The following is a 19,994-nucleotide window of genomic DNA, read 5'->3' on the forward strand; positions in this document are numbered from 1 at the left end:
AGCCCATCATGGAAAAACGTGAAGAACTCTACCGCGGCAAAGCCAAATCGGTTTACAAGACCGACGACGCTGACCGTTTGATCCTGCTGTTTCGCAACGACACCTCGGCGTTCGACGGCAAGCGCATCGAGCAGCTCGACCGCAAAGGCATGGTGAACAACAAGTTCAACGCCTTCATCATGCAGAAACTCGAAGCGGCCGGCATTCCGACCCAATTCGACAAACTGCTGGGCGACAACGAGTGCCTGGTGAAGAAGCTGGACATGATCCCGGTCGAGTGCGTCGTGCGTAACTACGCCGCCGGCAGCCTGGTAAAACGTCTGGGCGTCGAAGAGGGCATGAAGCTCAACCCGTACACCTTCGAACTGTTCCTCAAGGACGACGCCAAGGGCGACCCGTTCATCAACGAATCCCACGTCGTGGCATTCGGTTGGGGCACCGCCGAGCAACTGGCACGCATGAAAGAACTGTCGCTCAAGGTCAACGAAGTCCTGAGCAAACTGTTCGACGACGCAGGCCTGCTGCTGGTGGACTTCAAGCTTGAATTCGGCGTGTTCAGCGACGGCTCGATCGTCCTCGGCGACGAGTTCAGCCCGGACGGCTGCCGCCTGTGGGACAAGGACACCAAGAAGAAGATGGACAAAGACCGCTTCCGCCAGGGCCTTGGTGACGTCATCGAAGCCTACGAAGAAGTCGCCAATCGTCTGGGTGTACCGCTTTAATCGACGCAAGCATCTGATAGCACGAAGAAATTTTCGAAAGAGGGTTTGCTTTCGGCAGAAGTGTTGTTATGATGCGCGCCGTTGGAGAGATGCCAGAGTGGCCGAATGGGACGGATTCGAAATCCGTTGTACCTTCACCGGTACCTAGGGTTCGAATCCCTATCTCTCCGCCATTATCGAATAAGACTAAGCCCCTGTAATCATTGATGATTACAGGGGCTTTTTCGTTTCTGTCGATCCATTTAGGGCATTTCTAGGGCATAAACCTTGCCCGTTATGCCGCTCTAGTCCGTCCTAAACCCCAGCATTTTCGACACGACACCGGCCATGCTCTTGGTGTCTTTGGGTATCCACCTCCCATAATGTTTTCTCACCATCGTGGTGTCAGCATGTCCAAGCTGTCTCGCTACCCATTCCACTGGTACATAGCTCGACAGCATCTGGCTCGCGAAGGTATGACGGCATTGGTTGGCGCCTCGGTGTCGGACCTCTGCCTTCTTCAGGTGAGCCGTGAACCAATTGCTCAAGGTCTTTCCGCTCCATAGCAGCCCGCTGGTGGAGCTGCGGAAAAGAAACCTGACTTTCATCTACTTCGACGTGATGTTGTCACGCTGGATAACGGTGATCTCTTCCGCGGGGACCTCTCTTGCAGCAGCTACGATCTCTCGCATCAGTACAAGTGCAGGATCGATCAGCTCTATCACCCTAACCCTGGAGCGCTCTTTCGGGACTTTGAACTCACCAACGACCAGCGCACGACGAACCTGCACTAGGCCGGCATCGAGATCGATATCTTCGACAGCGAGCGCGATGAGCTCGGATAGCGAAAGTCCGGCCCAGCAGTTGAACTCAATCATCCTGCTATCATGTCGTCTGTCCGGATCCGCTTTGCCGATCAGCTCGATCTCGGTGCGGCTGAAGGGATCGGCGTGCTCAAGGTCTACGTCCGAACCGACGTTACTGATTCGGTCCAGTGCGTTGGCTTTCAAAATGCCGTCGCCAAAGGCGTCAGCCCAGACGCCACGAACGACGGTGAAGATGTCGTTTACTGTCTTAGGGGATAGCCCTTGCTTTAGCAATTGAGCTTGGAATAGCTCTATATCGCTCTTGCTGATGTCGACGATTCGGCGTTTGCCAAATTTGTTATCGACGTGCTTGGCCTTGCTGACATAGTTAACGACGGTACTTGATGCTTTAAGCGCCCTTTGAACCTCCAGCCATCGGTCGATACCTTCTTTGACTGTACGCTTTAGGGACGGGCCGCCGGTGTCCGTGAACATGGCGGCCCTTGGTGAGTTGGGAAAGTGAGCCGCATAATCGAAACGGCCCTCTCTAATCTCCGCTAAGATGGTGCGCCGTTTGTTGTCGGCGTATGCAATTGCGGCTTTGTTTACTTTCGAGATTCCTTCGAGAGGTTCTCGGCAACGTTGGCCGTTGAAAATGAACCAGATGCGTAATTGCTTGCCATTCATCTCGACGCCTGTGGGCATCTTGTCAGTCATGGTTGGCCTGCCATCCACTTTTCAATGGCCTCCTTGTTATAAACAAGCACGTTCGCTGGGTCGGTTCGATAGTGCTTCCCTTCTAGCCAGATCCCGCGGGATCGGTATTTGCGGACTGCTTCCGTGCTTAATCCAAAAACTGGATACAGCAGATCCTGCCGAAACCAGGCGCCTGGAGTTATGTGGAAATCAATTTTTTCTGCGGCGCTCATGCTCTCACTCCTTTTGGCTGAATGCCTTTCATGTGATCGGTCCTTTTTTGGGTTACTACGCGTTTTGCTAATTGAAGCGCTTGTTCTCGTAGAGGTCTGGCGTCGCGCTCGAGCTTCTTGCCAGTACGAAATACGCTGAAGGTTTCGGCGGCAATTCGCAGTAGGTCGCCGATGGCGACCAGCGTCTGCTTTTCTGTCGGGCCGAACTGCGGACTTGCTTCAAGAAGTTTGCAAGTTTGTGCCAGGCGCGCGTGATCAGCCCTGATGAACTGCAGGGAGGCCTGAAGCTCGCGTATGGTTTTGGCGCTCACGGCGCGCTGAATGTCTTCACTCTCGCGCAGGCCGACCTCCAGACCATCTCTGCGGCCCATGATGTAATCGCCCCAAATAAGGAGAGCGGCGAGCGCCGTCAGGATGACGAGTGCAACTATTTGTATTGGAGTCATCATTTGGTGTGCTCCTGGGGTTGTCGTGGGGTAGTGGTAACTGCCGTTAATGGAGTGGGTGCAGCATCGGGTTGGTCTTCCTGCTGTCGCTGCATGTCTTCATCGGCCTTGTAGGCGCAGATGTCGATCAACGAGGCCATGTGCCGGATGTGGACGTATTTAAGTGCCTTGCGACTGGCGTCGATCGTGGTGATCGGAAGCTGAATCCGGCCGTTGTAGATCTCAGTCACGAACAACTGCGAATTCAGGTTGCGAAAATAGGCCTCCCGAATTTTTTCCAGCGGGATCAGCACATTCCCGAAAGTGCGATAGAGCATTTCAACGGTGGTCGATTCAGGCGCCGGATGAAGGCGAAGCGGTGTTTGGTTCGCGTTGTTCATGTGGCTATTGAGCCTCCTTGCGTTTGGATCGTGATGGGTGGTTCCAGGCGTTCAGGCAATGGCGTTTGGTCAATTCCCGCAGATGTTCAGGCACCTCCTGGAGCGCGGCATTGCGCTCCTCACGTGTTCGCATTGCGATGATCTGTCGGGCGTATTCCCTAGGCCACGTCACGGCGGCCTGCCGGAATGGCGGGGAGGTCGATACCCAACTGGTCAGCCAGCCAGCGGATTCCGGCCTGCTTGACCCGAGTCGACTGGCTGTACTGCATGCCGTATTTCTCGTCGTACCAGGGACTGCTTTTGATCCGCAGATAATCATCGTCACGGTTGAGATCCGCCGGCAGGTTTCCCTTGAGCAGACCCTTTTCGCGCATGCGGGCGATGAGCTTGGGGCGGGTCAGGCCGAGATGAGCAGCTGTTTGGGCGAGGGTACGTTCCATGTCGCCCACCTTAAGCCGCGTGTGCAGCAGGAGTGGCCGCTGCAGCAATTTGGCTGATGGATTCGCTGACTTTGCCGTAGATCTCGACATCGGTACCGCACGCGGTAAAACACCGGGTACGCGGGCTCTTTTTGCCGATGCTGAGGATGGCGGTGATGCAGGAGAGAGTGTGCGGGCGATGAACAGCCACGTGCAGCGGCAGATCGAAACCCATGTCGAGGCTCAGCACGCCGCCGGTACGAATCAGCTCGAACACCCGTTGCTTGTCCTGGACGTCAAAGCGGCCGTATTGGCGATCGGCATGCGCGCGATGCGCCGGGTCGCTGGTGTTGCTCGGATCAAGCGGGCCGTTGGCAATCTCTTCGATGAAGTCGGCTAGCTTGAGGTGCATCTTCTTGTCGTTCGGCAGGGTCAGCGTGTGGCGTTCACTGCCCAGCTCGATGACAAAAGTGCTTTCCACGGGGCCGCGCTCAGCCTTGAGACGGAATGCCAGGCACTCGCGCTTCGGCGCTGTGCGCAGAACATGGTTGAAGGTCTCGCTCAGGTTGACCTGGGCATTGAGCAACTGCAGGGTACGGTTGTCGATCTTGAACTTGATCATGCCGCGTGCCCTCCGCCGTTCGGATGAACAGGAGAGGGCTGACAGGACTTGGCGACAAGCTTGGGTTTGCTGTTATGAATGACGACCAGGCAGCCCGTGGCGAGCTGCAGCTGTTCGATCAGTTTTCGATTGCTGACGCATGCCGGATGGACATGCAGGGATGCGGTGGTACGCATGGTGAAGCCTCACTGTGGTAGGAGAGTGAGGCGAAAATAACCTAGGTGTTAGCATGATGCAATTACTTTGGTTTTAGATCTTCAATTTCTTGGAAGAGGAGGAGCATTCACGGGGCGGATTGTCGACCACCAAAATACTCGACCTAAAACTTTCATTTGCTGCTCTACAAACTGGTCAAATGTATAGGATTCATCTGGATGTTCAGCTCTGTTATAGCTCACGAGCTTCAGTCCACCACCCTCCAAACGTTCCAGGAATTTAATCCTCAGCGCGCCCTCTTGCTCAATGGCATAGAGATGGTCAGAAATGATTTTGGTCATGCCGCGGTCTATTCCGACCGTCGCACCGTGAAGGATTAACGGTTCCTGGCTCCTACCTGTGACTGGCGCACATAACGCATTAGCAGGGTGGACGCCGCACTGCCGAAGTGTTGCAAGGGAAAAACGAAGCACACGGCCATATTCAGCCTGAACAGCTGTTCTCCCTGCCCCAGCTGAAATCTCAACTTGCTTAAAAAGTGGTATCTCCACCTCGTCATCATTCAAGGGGGTGTCGTTATCCCACGCGGATACCGGTTCAAGAATAAGAGGCGGGGGTGATTTTTCCTGACGACGAGTGATGGGCACTATGCTGGCTGGCATATCGCCATTCTCAAGCCACGGTAACGAAAGGTTAAGTCCGCGAGCTATAGCGCCTGTTTTGCGGCTTTCTCGTGTTTGGCCATCTACGATTTTGAAAATCGTCGCTTGAGAGCATCCCGAAAGCTTCGCCACATCAGTTTGACTGAGGTTGAGTTGCTCCATGGCATATTTCAGCCGATCGGAGAGCGTGGGGAGGAGATCGATCGGTAAGTATTTCATGGGGTAATTCTACGACCTCGGTTATAGGGCGTCCTAAACTATTGGGTGTTGACTTGTCTATTACGAAGGTTGTAGATTCGCTTCGTCGTTCATCAGGGAGAGCTTAATCAGTGACTTACTGCGTTAAAGACGCCGAGCTATGTCGGCAGGCCTTAGAAAAGGTCATCAAGATTTGCGGTAACAACCAGTCAGAGCTTGCTCGCCGCTGCAACGTCAAGCAACCGCATGTCTGGAAATGGGTCAGGGCGGGGCGGGTTCCCACCGAACGTGTGCATTCGGTTGCTAAGGCATCGGAAGGAAAAGTGTTACCCCACGAATTGCGTCCTGATTTACCTGATCTTTTTCCAGCTCCAGCTCCAGCTCCAGCTATTTCCGCTGTCGCTGCATAAAACCTAGAAAAAAGGCGACCCAAGGGCCGCCCAGTTCCTCCCGTTAGCATCATCACATGCTGCCGGGGCGCGATGTCGGTAGGTGCGCACACCACATGCCGCCGACCTCCATCGCGTTTCCAAGGCTCGGAAGCCTTGGTGTTGCTGCCGTTCTTACCACAGAGCTGGCAGCTGTTGCGCCAGGGGGGAACAACGGATTGTTCGCCCCGGCACGGTGCCGGTTGTCCCCTGCAAGGGTTACCGGCGTTTGGGCCTCTCCAGACCACGCGGCAAATGTATCACCAACATCTGTCGCATGGCACTGGCAACTTTTAGGATTAATGCCATGAGCCGAATCGCTCTCAGTTCTCTGGAACGGGCGCAGCGGGAAATCCTGCCGCTCGATTTAGCGCTGTACCACGCCGCTCGCGAATACCCAGGCGGCGCTGCTGCCATCGCTGCCACGACCGGTCGTAACCCGACCACGCTGCAGCACAAGCTGTCGCCAACCCATCCGAGCCACTCCATCAACATTCAGGAGTTTGGCGAAATCCTCGAACTGACCAAGGATCGCCGCATTCTGGATGCGGTGCATGCGCTGGTCGGCGATACGATCTGGCAGGAGCTAGCCGACACCTACACCAACGACATGCCCGAGACCCTGACCACGGGTATCGCCGAATACTTCCGTCAGGTCGCCGATCTGGCCGAGACCTGGGCCAAGAGCATTGGCGACGGTGTGGTGACTGATCAGGAACTGGCGGCGATTCGCCTGCAGGTGTTCCGCGGCATTCAAGGGCTGCTCGGGTTGTTCAACCGCGCCACCTACGTCAACCAGACGACGCGAGGTGCCGACCGTGGCTGACATCGCCGATTTCGCCAACGATCTGGTGCAGGAACGCATCGATCAGGCCATGGCAGCGCGCAGCGCTGCCAAGGCCGAGAGTGCTGCCCATTCCTTGCTGTTCTGTGAAGCCTGTGACGATCCGATTCCGGAAGCACGCCGACTGGCCCAACCGGGTTGCTCGCAGTGCATCAGCTGCCAGTCCCTGTCTGAGCGGGGGATTCAGCATGCTCGATGAGGTATTGGGCCAATTCGCCGACTACGGTCTGGAGCCAGCGCAACCGCTGGTGTTCGGCAAGCTGACCCGCTGCAAGACAGCGCAGGACAAGGGCAAGGAAAAGAACGGCTGGTACGTGGTTCACGAGCAGCGCACGGAGAAGGGCGACACGCTGATCTTCGGCGCCTTCGGTGATTGGCGTTCGGGCGAGACGCAGAAGATCAAGGTCAAGGCCGGGCGCATGTCGCCGGAAGAGCGCGAAGTGATGCGCGCTCGCCAGGAGGAAGCCAAGCGCCGTGCCGCCGAAATCGCGAACAACGCTGCGCGGCGGGCGGCGAAAAGGGCGCAGGGTTTGTTCGAGCGCATGCCGACCACCGGACGCAGCGACTACCTGGACCGCAAACAGATCGTCGGGATCAATGTGCGTTACGCGCCGCGCACCGGCGCCGTGCTGGTCCCGATGAAAAATGCCCGTGATCAAATCATGGGCCTGCAGGTGATCTTCCCCAGCAAGCAGGAAGACACTGGCCGCGACAAATCCTACTGGCCTTACGGCATGGCGAAGGAGGGCACCTTTCACCTGCTCGGTCCGCACCCGGAGCCGGGTGAACCGGTGCTGGTGTGTGAGGGTTACGCCACCGGCGCCAGCCTGCACATGGCGACCTCGCTCACTGTGGCGGTGGCCTTCGATGCGGGCAACCTGCTCGCGGTGTGCAAAGCCATGCGTGAGCGTTTTGCCGGATGCCCGCTGATCATCTGCCGCGACGATGACTGGAAGACCACCAAGCCCAACGGTGATGCGTGGAACCCCGGCGAAGAGAAGGCCGGCAACGCCGCGCTGATTGTCGGTGCCCAGGTGGTTGCGCCGACCTTCGCGCTCGAGCGCCACGACAAGTGGACCGACTTCAACGACCTGCACGTCGCCGAAGGTTTGGATGCGGTTCGCCGACAAGTGCTCGCGGTTGTGCGTCCACCGGCCGCCGGTGGCTGGAAAGATCAGCTGGCTCGCAGCGAGAGCGGGGCCCTGATCGCGCACATGCAGAACGTCGAACTGATCCTCGCGCATGACGAACGCTGGGCCGGGGTGATCAGCTACTGCGCCTTCAGCTCGAAGATCGTCAAGCTGCGGGCTGCTCCTTATGGGGGTGGTACCGGCGAGTGGGCCGACATCGACGACGTGCGGGTGATGAAGTGGCTCGCGCAGCAGTACAACCTGCGCGTGAAGTCGTCGCACGTGATCGAGGCGGTGAGTGTCGTGGCCCACGACCACGCCTTTCACCCGGTGCGCGAGTACCTGAAAAAACTCGAATGGGATCGTGTGCCGCGCCTGGAGCGTTGGTTGACGGATGTGATGGGGGTGAAGGCAACGGATTACACCTCCAAGGTCGGCAAGCGCTGGATGATCTCCGCCGTGGCGCGGGTGATGAAGCCGGGCTGCAAGGCGGACTCGGTGATGATCCTCGAAGGCGTACAAGGCGCCGGTAAGTCGACCGCGATGAGCGTGCTCGGTGGCGAGTGGTTCATGGACACGCCGTTTGCCCTCGGCGACAAGGACGGCTTTCAGGCGATTCGTGGCAAGTGGATTGTCGAGCTGGGCGAACTGGACAGCTTCAACAAGGCCGAGAGCACCAAGGCCAAGCAGTTCTTCTCGGCGTCGACCGACACCTACCGCGAAAGCTATGGCCGCAGAACGTTGGACGTGCCACGCCAGTGTGTTTTCGTCGGGACCACCAACCAGGACGAGTACCTCAAGGACGCCACCGGCAACCGGCGTTATTGGCCGGTGGCCTGTACCAAGGTCGATGTGCCGTTGCTGCGCGAGATCCGCGACCAGCTGTGGGCCGAAGCGGTGTTCTGCTTCGAGGCCGGCGATCTCTGGTGGGTGACACGAGAGGAAGCACCGATGTTCAGCGAGGAGCAGGACGAACGCTTTGTGGTGGACGAATGGGAAACACCGATTCTGAACTGGCTCGAAGAGTCGCAGATTGGCGAGACCACCACCGGCAGTGAGGTGATGAGTCAGGCGCTCAAGCTCGATCCCGGTCATTGGGGCAAACCCGAGCAGATGCGCGTCGGTGCGATTCTGCATCGACTGGGGTGGCGACGGTTCCGTCTGGGGGCTTTGAACAAGAGCGGTCAGCGGCCATGGGCGTACAAGAAACCCGAGCACTGGGGCAGGGCGCCTGCACTTCAGAAGGAAGAATTCGAGGAGCCGTGCTTCGATGATTAAAGCGATCGATATGGCCCTCAAACAATGGGCCCAGGAGCTGCACAGCGACGAAGTGGCCGCCGGTTATTCGGGCGGCAACATGGTCGCCATGATGATGGAGAGCGGTGGTCAACTGGTGCGCGGCCGGCGCGGGAGCCGGGTGCCGCTGGAAGCCTCGCTGGACATTGAGCGCATCGTCAAGAAACGCCTCGACCCCGAGCTGATGACCGTGGTCAAGGTGCATTACTTCCAGCCTGACGCGCCCTTAGCCGCACGTCTGACCCGCAGTGGCTGCACGCGCAACGTCTACTACCAGCGCCTGCACGACGCCCACATCGTGGTCGAGCACTTCCTCCTGGGGGAAGCGGCTTGATCGTGGGCATCTCTCTGGCTCATGCCGTCCCACTGGCCTGCCTCCGTCCCACCGCTTTTTGCGGTGGTGGGACGGGCGCAGGCCGCGTCGTTGTTGGGCTGTCCCACCGTCCCACCTTTTTCATGCCTCCCGCCCGTGTGTGCGTAGCGGGTACAGGTACGCGCGTTTACGCGCACGCGTGCTTTTTAAATTTCTTTCTATACACGAGAAAAGAGAGATAAAAGTAGGACGGTGGGGCAGAGCCCCAATCTGCGGGGCTTTCAGACGTCCCACCTCGTTTTAAAGAGGTGGGACGCATGGGACGCCAGAAAAGCAAAAGACAGCCGGGACAGATATTCACCGACATTCGCCAGCCGTTCACCGGGTGTCACCCACACATTCACCGGGTGGCATTAAAACGGTCTTGCTGCCACCAGAATCGACCTGTAAAAAGGGGCCATCTTCGATGGGTGCGACCGCAAAGCGCGGCAGGCCACCCACCACCTGACCCGACCATTGCGCCGGGTCTTTTTGTTTAAGGGGCAGGGCAATGACGAACGAGCAACAGGCACTGGCAGAGATGCCGATCTGGTTGGTGATTGCTCTTTCCCTGGTTGGCGGTGTGTCCGGCGAGATGTGGCGCGCCGACAAGGACGGGGCACGAGGTTGGGCGTTACTGCGCCGGCTAGTACTTCGCTCCGGTGCCTGCATCGTGTGCGGCGTGTCGGCGATGATGTTGCTGTTCGGTGCGGGCCTGTCGATCTGGACAGCGGGCGCCCTGGGTTGCCTGACCGCGATGGCCGGCGCCGATGTCGCCATCGGCTTGTACGAGCGCTGGGTGGCCAAGCGGCTGGACCTGAGCGAGGCCGAGCCGAAAGCATGAGCCGGGCGGGCCGGGTAGGGCGCAGATTTCACGGGTCCTCCCCAAGGGCCGCCCCCTACACGGGTTATCGAACTCGCGGAATCTCTCTAGCTGAAATGGTTGCAGGGATGTCCGTCTTTCCAACGGAATTGGGGCAGGGCATGGCACTCGGATGCTGGCTCGACCGGCCGGACCCGGCAGAAACCCGCCGGGGACCCTGGGGACTTTCAAAGGACACGGGGTCGGAAACCCGCGGGATCTTGTTAGTGGGAGGCCCGCCAGCTTACTGAAATTTCAATCCACTGAAATCTTGAAAGGATTCATTGAAAAGCCGCTGAAAAGGAGGGCTTATGACCGTAGCCACCTACCTATCCAAGAGCGCCTTCGCTGCGCACATCGGCCGGTCACCGAGTTACATCACCTGGCTTAAGGAAAACGGCCGACTGGTCCTGTCTCCCAATGGCAAGCAGGTCGACGTGCTGGCCACTGAAGCGTTGATCCGCGATACCGCCGACCCGAGCAAGGCTGCCGTCGCTGCTCGCCATCAACAGGAGCGGATTCAGCGTGATGTGTACAGCCACGTCGCTGCACAATCCGAGCCGACTAACATGGCTGCGCCGCCGCCCGCTGATCCCGCGCAAGGGCAGTCCCCGGACTTTCAGAAAGCACGAGCGCATCGCGAGCACTACTTGGCGCGGATGGCGGAGATGGAGTTTCGCAAGGCCCAAGGTGAACTGGTGGAAGTCAGCTTCGTGCAGAAGGCCGCTTATGAAACGGCGCGTTCGCTCAATCAGTCCCTGATGAGCCTGTCGCCACAGTTGGCGCCTCAACTTGCTGCGCTATCGGACCCGTGGGAAGTGGAGCGGGAGCTGACCGCTGCGCTACGTCAACGGCTTAATGAAGCAGCTCAAGTGTCCAGCGACGACTTTGGACTTTTATCGGACGAGTGCTAAGGCGAGAGGAGTTCACAGGGTGAGCCAAATGGTCCGCTTTCGGCCAAAAGCGGACGCTCACTAGCGACCGCTACAGGTAACAAGCAGTCGGCGTTTCAATGTGGGTCAGGCCACTCGCTTCGAGTACCCCTCTATCCAGTCCGCAAGCGATCGCACATCTGTTTCGAGTTGGGCGAGTTCGGGGGGGACCGCTGGAAGATCGTCTGCCTGAGAATGCTCATACACAGAGTATCGTGTCATCAAGTCGTCTATCAGATCACAATCCTCCTGAGTGATGTTACTTAGCCGACCGTGATAACGAGCAGGCTCAGCTCTACACCGAGATTCAAGCCCAGCTTCAGTTGCAGCTTCAGGCACGAGAAGAGGCCCGGCAACGAGCGGCCTTGTAGTCGCGATAATGCCCAAGGCCCCCAGTTCTACCCTCAGTGTGGGGCCAAAGAAACAGAGGCAAGCACGCTATGAAGCATTAGCATGCTCGCCAATGAAAGCGTCGCTTGATGTGGTTAGATCTTTGAGATCCGGTTGGTGAACGGGCGGGCAAAATCTAAAAGACTAGCTTTATGCGCAATTATGCAAAAAAACATAATTTGTCTGGAGAGATGGCCGGGCTGCGAGTAATGGGGTGTGCAGGACGCTTGGGTCGGCGGTTAGAAACGGCTGCCGACCCGAAACATCAACGCATTCGATCTTGAGTCATCGCCGAGTCCATATGAGCCCTGGTACGTCAGTCCAGTACTCACGCCCGATGACAGAAGGAAGTCTAATCCCAGCGCCACCGTCATGATGTTCTCGCTCTGCCCTACCGTTGAGATGGCATAGGTAGAATCGCTGACATCGGCATAGCCAACACGTGCAGTACTATCGCCGCTAAACGTATGGCTGTATTCGACTCGACCTCTCAGAGTAACGGCTGACTGCGTCAACGGTATGCCATATTGCCCGCGCACCCCACCAACGCCAGAAAACACTGTCATACGCTGCTCCGCGTAAGCCAGGTCATAGATGCCGCTACCGCTCTCGCGAAATCCGTCCAGCTTGGTCGAAGAAATATCCATGCGGCCATAAGGCGCGACCTTCCAATTCTCGTCCCGGAACTCATAGCCAGAACTCAGGGAGCCGAATATTTGATCTCCATCGCGGCTGCCCTTGGCGCGGCCTCCGTTATCGGTAACGTAGCGCCGACTATCGAATGACAAGCTGCTGTAGCCGAGTAAGCCGTCGACGAATATCCGTCCAGGATGCAAGCTGCCATACAACGCGGTGCTGAATGAGCGCCCCTTACTGCGACTATCCCGGGAACCAATATCGCTCGAATCACTTCCATAACCGAAGCCGATGCCGGCGGTGAAGGTATCGAAGAAACGATAGTCAGCACCCGCACTAACCCCCACCATCGTGCTGTCGAACTTGACGTCATCTCGATGAGTATCACTAACATTCACGTAACCGCCGCTCCACAACGCGAGGTTATCGTCTCCCAACCAACCATCCTGCTCACCTGCTGCAGCGTGCCGCTCAATTGCCGGAGCATCGTTACCGCTCAGCGACGACAGTGCCTGATACATCTCGGCAGCACTGGTATTTCCGGTGCGAGATGGGCGGGACTGCGGTAGACCCAACTGTAAATTGAAGCCTCTATTCCGCCGGCTTTCGTCGTCGTGCAACTGTTCAAGCCGATCATTGAAGTTGTCGATCTGCGCGCGAGCAAGGCGCGTGGAGCTCTGTGCTTGAGCGCCGACCATACCGATAACCTCTGGATCCTTGCTTGGATCGGATCGCCCGGTAATCTGCACGCTCAGCGCAATAGGTTGAGAAGTCCCCCAACGGTTGCTCAACGTGTAATGGATCACTGTCGCTCCCGAGGCCTGAGCGGCCGCAAGAAAAGTGAGGTTCATACCGTTCAGACTGACCTGTCCCATTGCTCTGGGTGGGATATCAAGCAATGAGGCTTGAGTAAATGGACCGCCGCTGATGTTATCGGTGAGATCAACCGTTAGTGACTGACCTGCCAACAAAGACGTACTACGATCCGCGCCACTTGGCACCGAGCCATTCACCGTCAGGCTATAGGGAACCTTCGCAGATGTGCCCGTATTATCGCTCACTGTTACCAAAACATTGGCCGTACCAGAGGTGGTCGGCATGCCACTGATGACGCCTGAGGATGCATCGATAATAAGCCCTGCTGGCAGGCCTGCCGCTACAAAATGATAGGGGGTGGCTCCGCCTGAAACACTAATGAGCTGCGAATAAGCGACACCAACTGTTGCACTGGGTAACTCCGACCCCGCCGGCGAAACTGTAAGCACTGACGGAGCGACAGTAATGCTGACCGTCGCTGCTGGTGATGTCCCCGAGGCATTACTGGCTGTGTATCGGAAGCTATCTGTGCCGGCGAAACCTACTACCGGTGTGTAGAAAATCGAAGTTCCACTGACTGCCGTCGAACCGTGTGATGGCGGTGTTACTACCGCCACAGCAGTTGCCGTCCCACCACTGATCGACAATGCGACCGCGCCGCTGCTGTTGGCAACAACGGTGGTTGAGACTGGATTCGCAACGGGTAGTGCTCCAGCCGCAACATTCAACGTGTAGTTCGCACTTCCGGTTGCGCCATGGCTATCTGTCACCGTAACAGACAAATTGAAAGTGCCTGTACCAGTAGGCGAGCCACTGAGCAGTCCACTGATTGAGTCCAGGTTCATACCTACGGGAAGGCCCGAACCGACGTAACTGTAGGGAGCCGAACCGCCGGATGCGCTGAAAGATTGGCTGTAAGTGCCGCCGACCTGCGCCGACGTCAACGTGCCTGAAGTCGGTGTCAGAACAAGTGTCGGCGATGTGACGGTCAAAGTGACCACTGCCGGCGCAGATGTGCCAGAACCATTGCTTGCTGTATAGGTAAAACTGTCGACGCCTGAATAACCTGCATTCGGCGTATAGGTGATTGAAGTACCGCTAGCCACGGCAATGCCATGCATCGGTGCAGACGCTACCGTTACAAATGTCGCTGTGCCTCCCGACAACGCGACGGAAACAGCATTACTGGTATTGGCCGAAACGGTGGCGGAGACTGGATTGGCGACAGGTAACGCAGCAGCAGCAACATTCAACGTGTAGTTGGCACTACCGGTGGCACCGAAATGATCGGTAGCGGTAACAGACAAATTATAGGTACCGCTGCTGCTCGGGATGCCGCTGAGGTGCCCATTGGAGGGATCAAAAATAAGACCTGGCGGAACTCCCGTAGCCACATAACTGTAGGGTGCTGTACCGCTCGAAGCACTGAAGAACTGATTGTACGCAACACCCATCTGACCAGAGTTTAGTGTTCCGGCCGCCGGCGACAGCGCTAACAGTGGCGCCGTCACTGTAACTGTCACCGTGGCAGACTGTGAGTTACCAGCTCCATTGCTAAGGGTGTACTGGAAGCTATCTACCCCTGAATAGCCGGCTGTAGGTGTGTAATAAATCGATGTACCTGTCGCTACTGCGTTGCCATGAGACGCATTTACGGACACCGCAGCCGACGTATAAGCGCCTCCTGAGTTGGACAGCGTGACAATGTTATTCGAACTGTTGGCCGAGACAGTCGCCGTCACTGCATTCGAAATTGGGACTGCGACTGCTCGCAAGACGCTTACTGAATAGAGATTCGTGGTGGTGCCGTCTTGGGCTGTGACGGAAATGCTGATCGGATTTGTGCCTTCACTTAGACCGATCGTGGGAGATGCCGCACCAGATACAACCGTATTGCTGCCTACATTAATCGTAGCATTGCCACTGCTGGCAATCGGCGTGAAGCCAATCGAAGAAACGCTGTTAGCAACAGAAATACTGTAACTGGTGGTACCTGGAGAAAATGATGGAGACAACGTGCCAGTCGACGGAATGAGATTGGAAAGCGTGGCGTCACTGGATACTGCCGACCCACAGGAAATCGACACTGCACTCAAGTATGTCCCAGCTTTGATGCTGACGAACGCGCCACCGGTCAACTGTGAGGATGTCGCACCACCAGTGTGACTACCTCCGCTACCGGTGTTGCTTCGGTAATCATAGTAGGCGGTAAACGTCGTCGGATTACGAAGAATGACCGAATCTGCAGAACTGGGATTGGAATTTCCGACGTTTGAACCGTTATCCGAAAACGAGACAGTCAAGGTATCACCAGGATCGAAAGATCCTGCAGCAAATGATCGCGAGAAAGACGTCGTACCGCTTTGGGCGTTCAAGGTTGTACACCCTGCGGAGAGGGCATATACCGATGGAGAGAAACCAAAAAGGGACGCCGTCGCTAGCAAAGTTAGCGCAAGATTTCTGGCAACCGCAGTGAAAATTAGCTTCCGTGTCAGGGACATTCCGACAAACCTGTTTCAAGCGCAATTGCCAGCCAAGTGAAGGGGGCTGTTCAGACTGCAATTTATTCTGGGATCAGCGTGTATCGGCAATGTGGCTCGAATCTGCAGAAATTTAGTAAAGCGGGTTTCGCATTCACGTCGAGGCATTGCACCAAGGGTCTTGAACCTGATAATGGCAATATGGCACTGTCAGTCGCAAATCTCAATCCGTAGAGAAGCGCTCATGGTCGACGACGTACTTGAAGATGGCGAAGGTTCGGAAAACCCAGAGGGAGGAAGGCCCCTCTCCAACGAACCGCCGCAACGGAAGAGCAACGGATTCAAAGAACCGGATGATCTGGATGCTATCTCCGCTGACGACATCGATAAACGACTCGACCGTATCTTGCTGCGCAAGCATGCTTTGGATGTGCGCAAGATGGAGAAAGAAAGCGAGGCCGAAGCGGAGAAGTTCCGGAAAGAAGCGAAAGACAGGCGTGCGCAGTTGTTGAAGGCCGTCGAGGCATCAACGCCGGATTTGAGCGCGAAGCTGTTCGAGAAGATGGAAAGCCTTGAGCACGAAGGACACGAGTTCTCTCCTCAAGAAAAGGTCGCATTGCTTCAGGCGCAATTGGCTCCTCTAAAGGATGCGCAGGATTTTTTTGACCTGACAGTGGCTCAACGTGATGACTTACTCGATCGTGTTGGTTTTTACCGCGGTATCGTCCTCGATCCGTCGACGTCTATAGATGCCAGCTTTCGAGAAGTGCTCCGTCGCCCGGACTTCAGTGCGACACAGGTCGATAACAATGAACTGTCTCCAGCCACAGTGCTGTACAGGAAACCGCTGTTTTCCGGTTATTTTGAGAACCAATTCACCTTTTCTGAAGCGGTGCATCAAACGCAAAAAAGCGGAATATCCAACCTCTCCTTTTCGCTAGCAGTCGCCGGCGGAGCTATGACGACCGTCGGCGTCGGGATGGCAGCCAGCTATGCCAGCCAAGAGCAATCGAGTGCTGGAATGATTGGAAAGAGGTCGTACACCACGGCCAACTTCTTCCTACCCCGCATCGAATTGTCGTTCGACGAACATAAACCATGCGCCAGTCAGAGCTTTTTCGAAAAATGCCAGGCTGCCATGGACAAAGAAGACGACACCGAACAGTTCAAAGCTCTGAAAAAGGTGCTCGGGTATTACGGGCATTTCGTCTCGACGCGGACCCTAGTAGGAGGACGCCTTTTCGCAACGCAGTCGAAGGTATTTGACGGAAAGGAAGATAAATCCAGCCTGACTGAACGTTTCGCAGCGAAGGTTCAAGCTAGCCTCAGCGCACCGACAGTTGATGTGCAGTTGTCCGCATCTGCGGAAAAAAGCACTCAGGCGGACGAAAAGAACAAGTCCAGCAACGAATCGCAATCATCAACCTTCCATGCCGTCGGCGGTGAAGGCATCGTGGTTCAAGATGCGGCTCGATGGGCCGAATCGCTTTACGATTACAAACGCTGGGCAGCAGTTCAAAGAGAGAACCTGATTCCGAGCATCAACGTGTTACCGGATGAGTTATCCAGCAAGTGCTGGGCAATGTTGAAGCGCTATGCAAAAACTCAAACGAAACGCGCTCTGCTATTTGAGGAAAACGCGTGGTTCCTTTTTTATGGCGAATATGGAGATTCCGTAGGCTGCCTGGCCAAGGATATCTACTTCACGATTGGCAACAAAAATAACGACGCACTATTGAGCTTGGCATCCGACACCGAGCTTGAAGGAACTGCCATCGTCTGGAAAAAAAGTGAAGATGCGCCAGAGCGATCACAGCTGTGGCGTATGACTGCCGAAGGCCACATAGTGAGCCTGGTCACACGTAAGGCTGGCGCGTGGGGCGCCCGCGGGGATATCACTTTCGCCATCACTCCCGAAAAGGCCTCTGGTACCCAAGATGCCGTTTATACGCTAATCGCCCATCAGCTTGGTAAAGCAGATAACCAAATCTGGGAATCAGCAGGCTCCGGTGAAATCACCAATGTCGGGATTGGGAAAAACCACGCACTGCTTGCTGCAGCGGAAAATAAAATTCTACTGAAAGCACGAACAGATAACACCCGTAATGATCGACTATGGCAACTGGACGAGATACCCCTCTATTTTGTCGACAACCTAATCAAAGCCGCTAACGAAGACACTGCTCCACTCTGGTTCAAACTTCGGCTAGCCGACGGCGGTCCGGTTCTTTCGATCAATGGCGGCGAAGGCCTGGAGTCTGTGCTTTCGACTTCACAATGTTCGGTAGTTACACAACCTGACATCAATGGTGCACATCAAATATGGCAACTGGATGCGAAAGGACGGTTGATCTCAGCTGTAAAAGCGCAGGATGCTGGGAGCTTCATGGATCTACTATTGTCAGCCGACCTTAAAACCAAAGCCCTGGTTGTGAGCCCAGAGTCACCCAATTTTGCCCAGCGATGGACATTGCAAAACGACCAGCTAATCGTGTCACGTCATTCAGAGCTGGCGGATTTGGTAATCGCGGCCGGTAATGACTCCAACAACGCGAAAACTGGTAACCCTTTAGCCATGAGGGTCAGTGGTACAGCTTCTAAACAGAAGTGGACGAAAGTCACAGTTGGGAAGAGCCTGGGATACACCAGCTACAAGCAAATAGTAGCCAATTCGCAGCGAAGTAATGAATGGGCGAAGATGATAGATCGGCGAGAGTTAATTATCGCGGGAAATCTGACTTCGCTTGCGCTTAAGCTCATCAAACGTGGTGGTTTTTGGTCAATCAATGAAGGCTATGCCGTTCAGCTGACGATAGGTGTTTCGCGGGAAAATGCTAAGCCCGCCTATGAAACCCATAATGAGCCGGATGATGATCAAGTGTTAGAAATCACTTCCGATTCTGTCACGGGTATCGACACTCAGTTTCTATACTTACCCGAGGAGCCGATACACGCAATCAAGCTCGATGTAAAGCCCAAAAGCAAGCGACTTTGCTTTCAATACAAATTGAAGCCGGATAGTGCTTGGACCTTTGTGGCAGATGATGCATCGGACGAGCCTCAACAGCTGAGTGTTTCCAGTACCTTCCTTTCCAATATAGAGTCACCGGATAATCAGGGCCTTCTGGCCATCGGGCTTCACTTCGATGCTGCATCCGGTGTCTTATCGCCCAAAGCAATCTATAGAAACTAATATTTGGAATGGCGTTCATTATTTATTGAACGCCATTCTGTAATGGAGTCGGTGAAATGCCAGATTCAGTTTATTACCCCGGAGCCAAAAACGCTCTCAACCTTCTGGAGAAAATGCTAATTTCTACGCAGGAACTCCCGGAAACGCCGGCAAACAAAAAGTCACGAGACTGGCTGTTGGACAAACACAATGGTTGGGAAAATTCGATAACTGGCATAGCAATGGGGTATTACGTAGAATCCGCAAAAGGCCTAAAACATCTTAAGAAAAAAAATTTCGCAGGAGGCTTTTCTGAAAAAGTTAATAACAAGGTCGTCAAAAAAAACCGCGGTGACATTACAACAACAACCAATAAATACAACGAGGAGGGAAAAAGCCAAGGAAAGGTTATTCAGCTGAAACATACCATTTGCGATACACCATCAGCAGTAAATAATGCCATCAGAGATGCGTTCACTCAATTATCCGGCCAAAAAGGTGAAATGCCATTAGCAGACGACATTTTAATTGCGGATATTTTCATTGCAAGTCCGAACAACGCATGGCCACTTGACAGGAGCGGGACAACTGATGGGGAAACATGGATTGCCCACAATTATCCGTTTTTAATATCCCAGTTCGTAGAGAAAGTTAAAATAAGAATTACCAATCACTTGCTTCTTGATGATTATAAAAAAAATTACGCCGAAGCCAAAGAGAAAAGAGATATTGAGCTTCAATGCAAAAAAGCAAAGCGCGCATTTAGCGAGCTCTATATTCCTGGCGAAACTTTTCATACTGCTGGTTTGTTTGATTCGGATGTCGGTACTCCCACCGCGCTTTCCGGTTCAATGCCTAATAAGTTATTACGAAAAAACGACAAGGCATCCCAAAAAGCCCGTTCTGATGTACTCGCTGCGGAAAACCTCATAAAAGAACCATCCCCCGTATCCACGAAAAATAAATCTAATAAATCTAATAAATCTGTCGGACAAAAAGATCTTACCGATTACCCAACATTGGTACTGAAATTAAACTTCACGACCGGTCGAAAAATACTATTTGAAAATCAACAAGAACCCACCATAGTGAATAAAATAGTTTTATCTGTACGCTGGACCAGTGGAGAGCTGTCCGTCCAGTTCGTCCGAGAAAAACCAGTAAGCTAGGATACGCAAGATGGCATTTCTGAATAGTCAACTGTACGAACATCAGACGTTGATTATATAGGGAGATAAAAATAAATTTGCATTTTCTAGCCGGTTGGCAGCCCCCCCCCTCGCTATTTTTTTAGATTTTTAGTGTAAGCGTCCGGCGAACTCGCCTTCCAACTCCAG

Annotated in this window: 18 protein-coding genes, 1 tRNA gene and 1 pseudogene; 11 read left to right on the forward strand and 9 right to left on the reverse strand. The window is 55.0% G+C overall.

Translation table 11 applies throughout. The annotated features are described in order from the left end of the window. Positions 1-8 precede the first annotated feature (8 nt). On the forward strand, positions 9-722 hold the full coding sequence (gene purC, locus H043_RS0127385; RefSeq protein WP_007963288.1) for a phosphoribosylaminoimidazolesuccinocarboxamide synthase: 714 nt from the start codon (positions 9-11) through the stop codon (positions 720-722). Positions 723-805: 83 nt separating this feature from the next. Further along, positions 806-895 (forward strand) — tRNA-Ser (locus H043_RS0127390). A 111-nt stretch (positions 896-1,006) separates the two neighbouring features. On the opposite strand, the pseudogene H043_RS0127400 reads toward H043_RS0127390, so the two are convergent. The 8 genes and pseudogenes from H043_RS0127400 to H043_RS30145 form a co-directional block, all read right to left on the reverse strand. Next, positions 1,007-2,224, reverse strand: a pseudogene (locus tag H043_RS0127400) (DUF3596 domain-containing protein). Further along, the gene (gene xisR, locus H043_RS0127405) at positions 2,221-2,436 is read right to left on the reverse strand and encodes an excisionase family protein (protein WP_027614470.1); all 216 of its coding nucleotides are present in this window, start codon (positions 2,434-2,436) and stop codon (positions 2,221-2,223) included. Before xisR ends, H043_RS0127400 begins: the two are co-directional and overlap by 4 nt. Further along, complete coding sequence (locus H043_RS0127410; RefSeq protein WP_049827962.1) at positions 2,433-2,885, reverse strand: hypothetical protein; 453 nt, start codon at positions 2,883-2,885, stop codon at positions 2,433-2,435. Before H043_RS0127410 ends, xisR begins: the two co-directional genes overlap by 4 nt. Beyond that, positions 2,882-3,262, reverse strand: coding sequence for a pyocin activator PrtN family protein (locus H043_RS0127415; RefSeq protein WP_027614472.1), 381 nt, complete (start codon positions 3,260-3,262; stop codon positions 2,882-2,884). Before H043_RS0127415 ends, H043_RS0127410 begins: the two co-directional genes overlap by 4 nt. Before the next feature lie 158 nt (positions 3,263-3,420). Continuing rightward, on the reverse strand, positions 3,421-3,702 hold the full coding sequence (locus tag H043_RS0127420) for a phage antirepressor KilAC domain-containing protein (RefSeq protein WP_027614473.1): 282 nt from the start codon (positions 3,700-3,702) through the stop codon (positions 3,421-3,423). Between the two features lie 10 nt (positions 3,703-3,712). After that, positions 3,713-4,303 carry a hypothetical protein gene (locus H043_RS0127425; protein WP_027614474.1) on the reverse strand — a complete coding sequence of 197 codons (591 nt, stop codon included), beginning with the start codon at positions 4,301-4,303 and terminating at the stop codon, positions 3,713-3,715. Further along, positions 4,300-4,479, reverse strand: coding sequence for a hypothetical protein (locus tag H043_RS30140; protein ID WP_081730299.1), 180 nt, complete (start codon positions 4,477-4,479; stop codon positions 4,300-4,302). Before H043_RS30140 ends, H043_RS0127425 begins: the two co-directional genes overlap by 4 nt. An 81-nt stretch (positions 4,480-4,560) precedes the next feature. Further along, positions 4,561-5,340, reverse strand: a complete 780-nt coding sequence (locus H043_RS30145) for a S24 family peptidase (RefSeq protein WP_081730300.1) — start codon at positions 5,338-5,340, stop codon at positions 4,561-4,563. 110 nt (positions 5,341-5,450) lie between these two features. Here H043_RS30145 and H043_RS31320 point away from each other — a divergent pair, with 110 nt between their 5' ends. From H043_RS31320 to H043_RS0127470, 7 genes are all read left to right on the forward strand, one after another. Then, positions 5,451-5,729 (forward strand): YdaS family helix-turn-helix protein, encoded by a 279-nt coding sequence (locus H043_RS31320; RefSeq protein ID WP_081730301.1) that lies wholly within the window; start codon positions 5,451-5,453, stop codon positions 5,727-5,729. Between the two features lie 325 nt (positions 5,730-6,054). After that, complete coding sequence (locus H043_RS0127445) at positions 6,055-6,573, forward strand: phage regulatory CII family protein (protein ID WP_025112490.1); 519 nt, start codon at positions 6,055-6,057, stop codon at positions 6,571-6,573. Further along, the gene (locus H043_RS0127450) at positions 6,566-6,790 is read left to right on the forward strand and encodes a TraR/DksA family transcriptional regulator (protein ID WP_008080171.1); all 225 of its coding nucleotides are present in this window, start codon (positions 6,566-6,568) and stop codon (positions 6,788-6,790) included. The genes H043_RS0127445 and H043_RS0127450 overlap by 8 nt, the downstream gene beginning before the upstream one ends. Further along, positions 6,780-8,999, forward strand: a complete 2,220-nt coding sequence (locus H043_RS0127455) for a VapE domain-containing protein (protein WP_027614476.1) — start codon at positions 6,780-6,782, stop codon at positions 8,997-8,999. The genes H043_RS0127450 and H043_RS0127455 overlap by 11 nt, the downstream gene beginning before the upstream one ends. Continuing rightward, complete coding sequence (locus H043_RS0127460) at positions 8,992-9,351, forward strand: hypothetical protein (RefSeq protein ID WP_027614477.1); 360 nt, start codon at positions 8,992-8,994, stop codon at positions 9,349-9,351. Before H043_RS0127455 ends, H043_RS0127460 begins: the two co-directional genes overlap by 8 nt. A gap of 529 nt (positions 9,352-9,880) precedes the next feature. Continuing rightward, the gene (locus tag H043_RS0127465) at positions 9,881-10,213 is read left to right on the forward strand and encodes a phage holin family protein (RefSeq protein WP_027614478.1); all 333 of its coding nucleotides are present in this window, start codon (positions 9,881-9,883) and stop codon (positions 10,211-10,213) included. Between the two features lie 329 nt (positions 10,214-10,542). Beyond that, the gene (locus H043_RS0127470) at positions 10,543-11,145 is read left to right on the forward strand and encodes a hypothetical protein (protein ID WP_027614479.1); all 603 of its coding nucleotides are present in this window, start codon (positions 10,543-10,545) and stop codon (positions 11,143-11,145) included. A gap of 647 nt (positions 11,146-11,792) precedes the next feature. Here H043_RS0127470 and H043_RS30160 read toward each other — a convergent pair. Then, on the reverse strand, positions 11,793-15,506 hold the full coding sequence (locus tag H043_RS30160) for an autotransporter domain-containing protein (protein ID WP_081730302.1): 3,714 nt from the start codon (positions 15,504-15,506) through the stop codon (positions 11,793-11,795). A 223-nt stretch (positions 15,507-15,729) separates the two neighbouring features. On the opposite strand from H043_RS30160, the gene H043_RS0127480 reads away from it, so the two are divergent. Both H043_RS0127480 and H043_RS0127485 read left to right on the forward strand, forming a co-directional pair. Next, the gene (locus H043_RS0127480; RefSeq protein WP_158248890.1) at positions 15,730-18,678 is read left to right on the forward strand and encodes an RICIN domain-containing protein; all 2,949 of its coding nucleotides are present in this window, start codon (positions 15,730-15,732) and stop codon (positions 18,676-18,678) included. Between the two features lie 56 nt (positions 18,679-18,734). After that, complete coding sequence (locus tag H043_RS0127485; protein ID WP_027614481.1) at positions 18,735-19,826, forward strand: hypothetical protein; 1,092 nt, start codon at positions 18,735-18,737, stop codon at positions 19,824-19,826. The last annotated feature ends 168 nt before the right edge of the window (positions 19,827-19,994 follow it).

This window comes from Pseudomonas sp. URIL14HWK12:I6, from assembly GCF_000514195.1.
In the GTDB taxonomy this organism is placed as follows: Bacteria; Pseudomonadota; Gammaproteobacteria; order Pseudomonadales; family Pseudomonadaceae; genus Aquipseudomonas; species Aquipseudomonas putida_A.

Bases quoted from the DNA above. Each gene is read 5' to 3' on its own strand.
- purC (WP_007963288.1), top strand. From the start codon at position 9: ATGGAAAAACGTGAAGAACTCTACCGCGGCAAAGCCAAATCGGTTTAC.
- xisR (WP_027614470.1), bottom strand. From the start codon at position 2,436: ATGAGCGCCGCAGAAAAAATTGATTTCCACATAACTCCAGGCGCCTGG.
- H043_RS0127410 (WP_049827962.1), bottom strand. From the start codon at position 2,885: ATGATGACTCCAATACAAATAGTTGCACTCGTCATCCTGACGGCGCTC.
- H043_RS0127415 (WP_027614472.1), bottom strand. From the start codon at position 3,262: ATGAACAACGCGAACCAAACACCGCTTCGCCTTCATCCGGCGCCTGAA.
- H043_RS0127420 (WP_027614473.1), bottom strand. From the start codon at position 3,702: ATGGAACGTACCCTCGCCCAAACAGCTGCTCATCTCGGCCTGACCCGC.
- H043_RS0127425 (WP_027614474.1), bottom strand. From the start codon at position 4,303: ATGATCAAGTTCAAGATCGACAACCGTACCCTGCAGTTGCTCAATGCC.
- H043_RS30140 (WP_081730299.1), bottom strand. From the start codon at position 4,479: ATGCGTACCACCGCATCCCTGCATGTCCATCCGGCATGCGTCAGCAAT.
- H043_RS30145 (WP_081730300.1), bottom strand. From the start codon at position 5,340: ATGAAATACTTACCGATCGATCTCCTCCCCACGCTCTCCGATCGGCTG.
- H043_RS0127445 (WP_025112490.1), top strand. From the start codon at position 6,055: ATGAGCCGAATCGCTCTCAGTTCTCTGGAACGGGCGCAGCGGGAAATC.
- H043_RS0127455 (WP_027614476.1), top strand. From the start codon at position 6,780: ATGCTCGATGAGGTATTGGGCCAATTCGCCGACTACGGTCTGGAGCCA.
- H043_RS0127460 (WP_027614477.1), top strand. From the start codon at position 8,992: ATGATTAAAGCGATCGATATGGCCCTCAAACAATGGGCCCAGGAGCTG.
- H043_RS0127465 (WP_027614478.1), top strand. From the start codon at position 9,881: ATGACGAACGAGCAACAGGCACTGGCAGAGATGCCGATCTGGTTGGTG.
- H043_RS0127470 (WP_027614479.1), top strand. From the start codon at position 10,543: ATGACCGTAGCCACCTACCTATCCAAGAGCGCCTTCGCTGCGCACATC.
- H043_RS30160 (WP_081730302.1), bottom strand. From the start codon at position 15,506: ATGTCCCTGACACGGAAGCTAATTTTCACTGCGGTTGCCAGAAATCTT.
- H043_RS0127480 (WP_158248890.1), top strand. From the start codon at position 15,730: ATGGTCGACGACGTACTTGAAGATGGCGAAGGTTCGGAAAACCCAGAG.
- H043_RS0127485 (WP_027614481.1), top strand. From the start codon at position 18,735: ATGCCAGATTCAGTTTATTACCCCGGAGCCAAAAACGCTCTCAACCTT.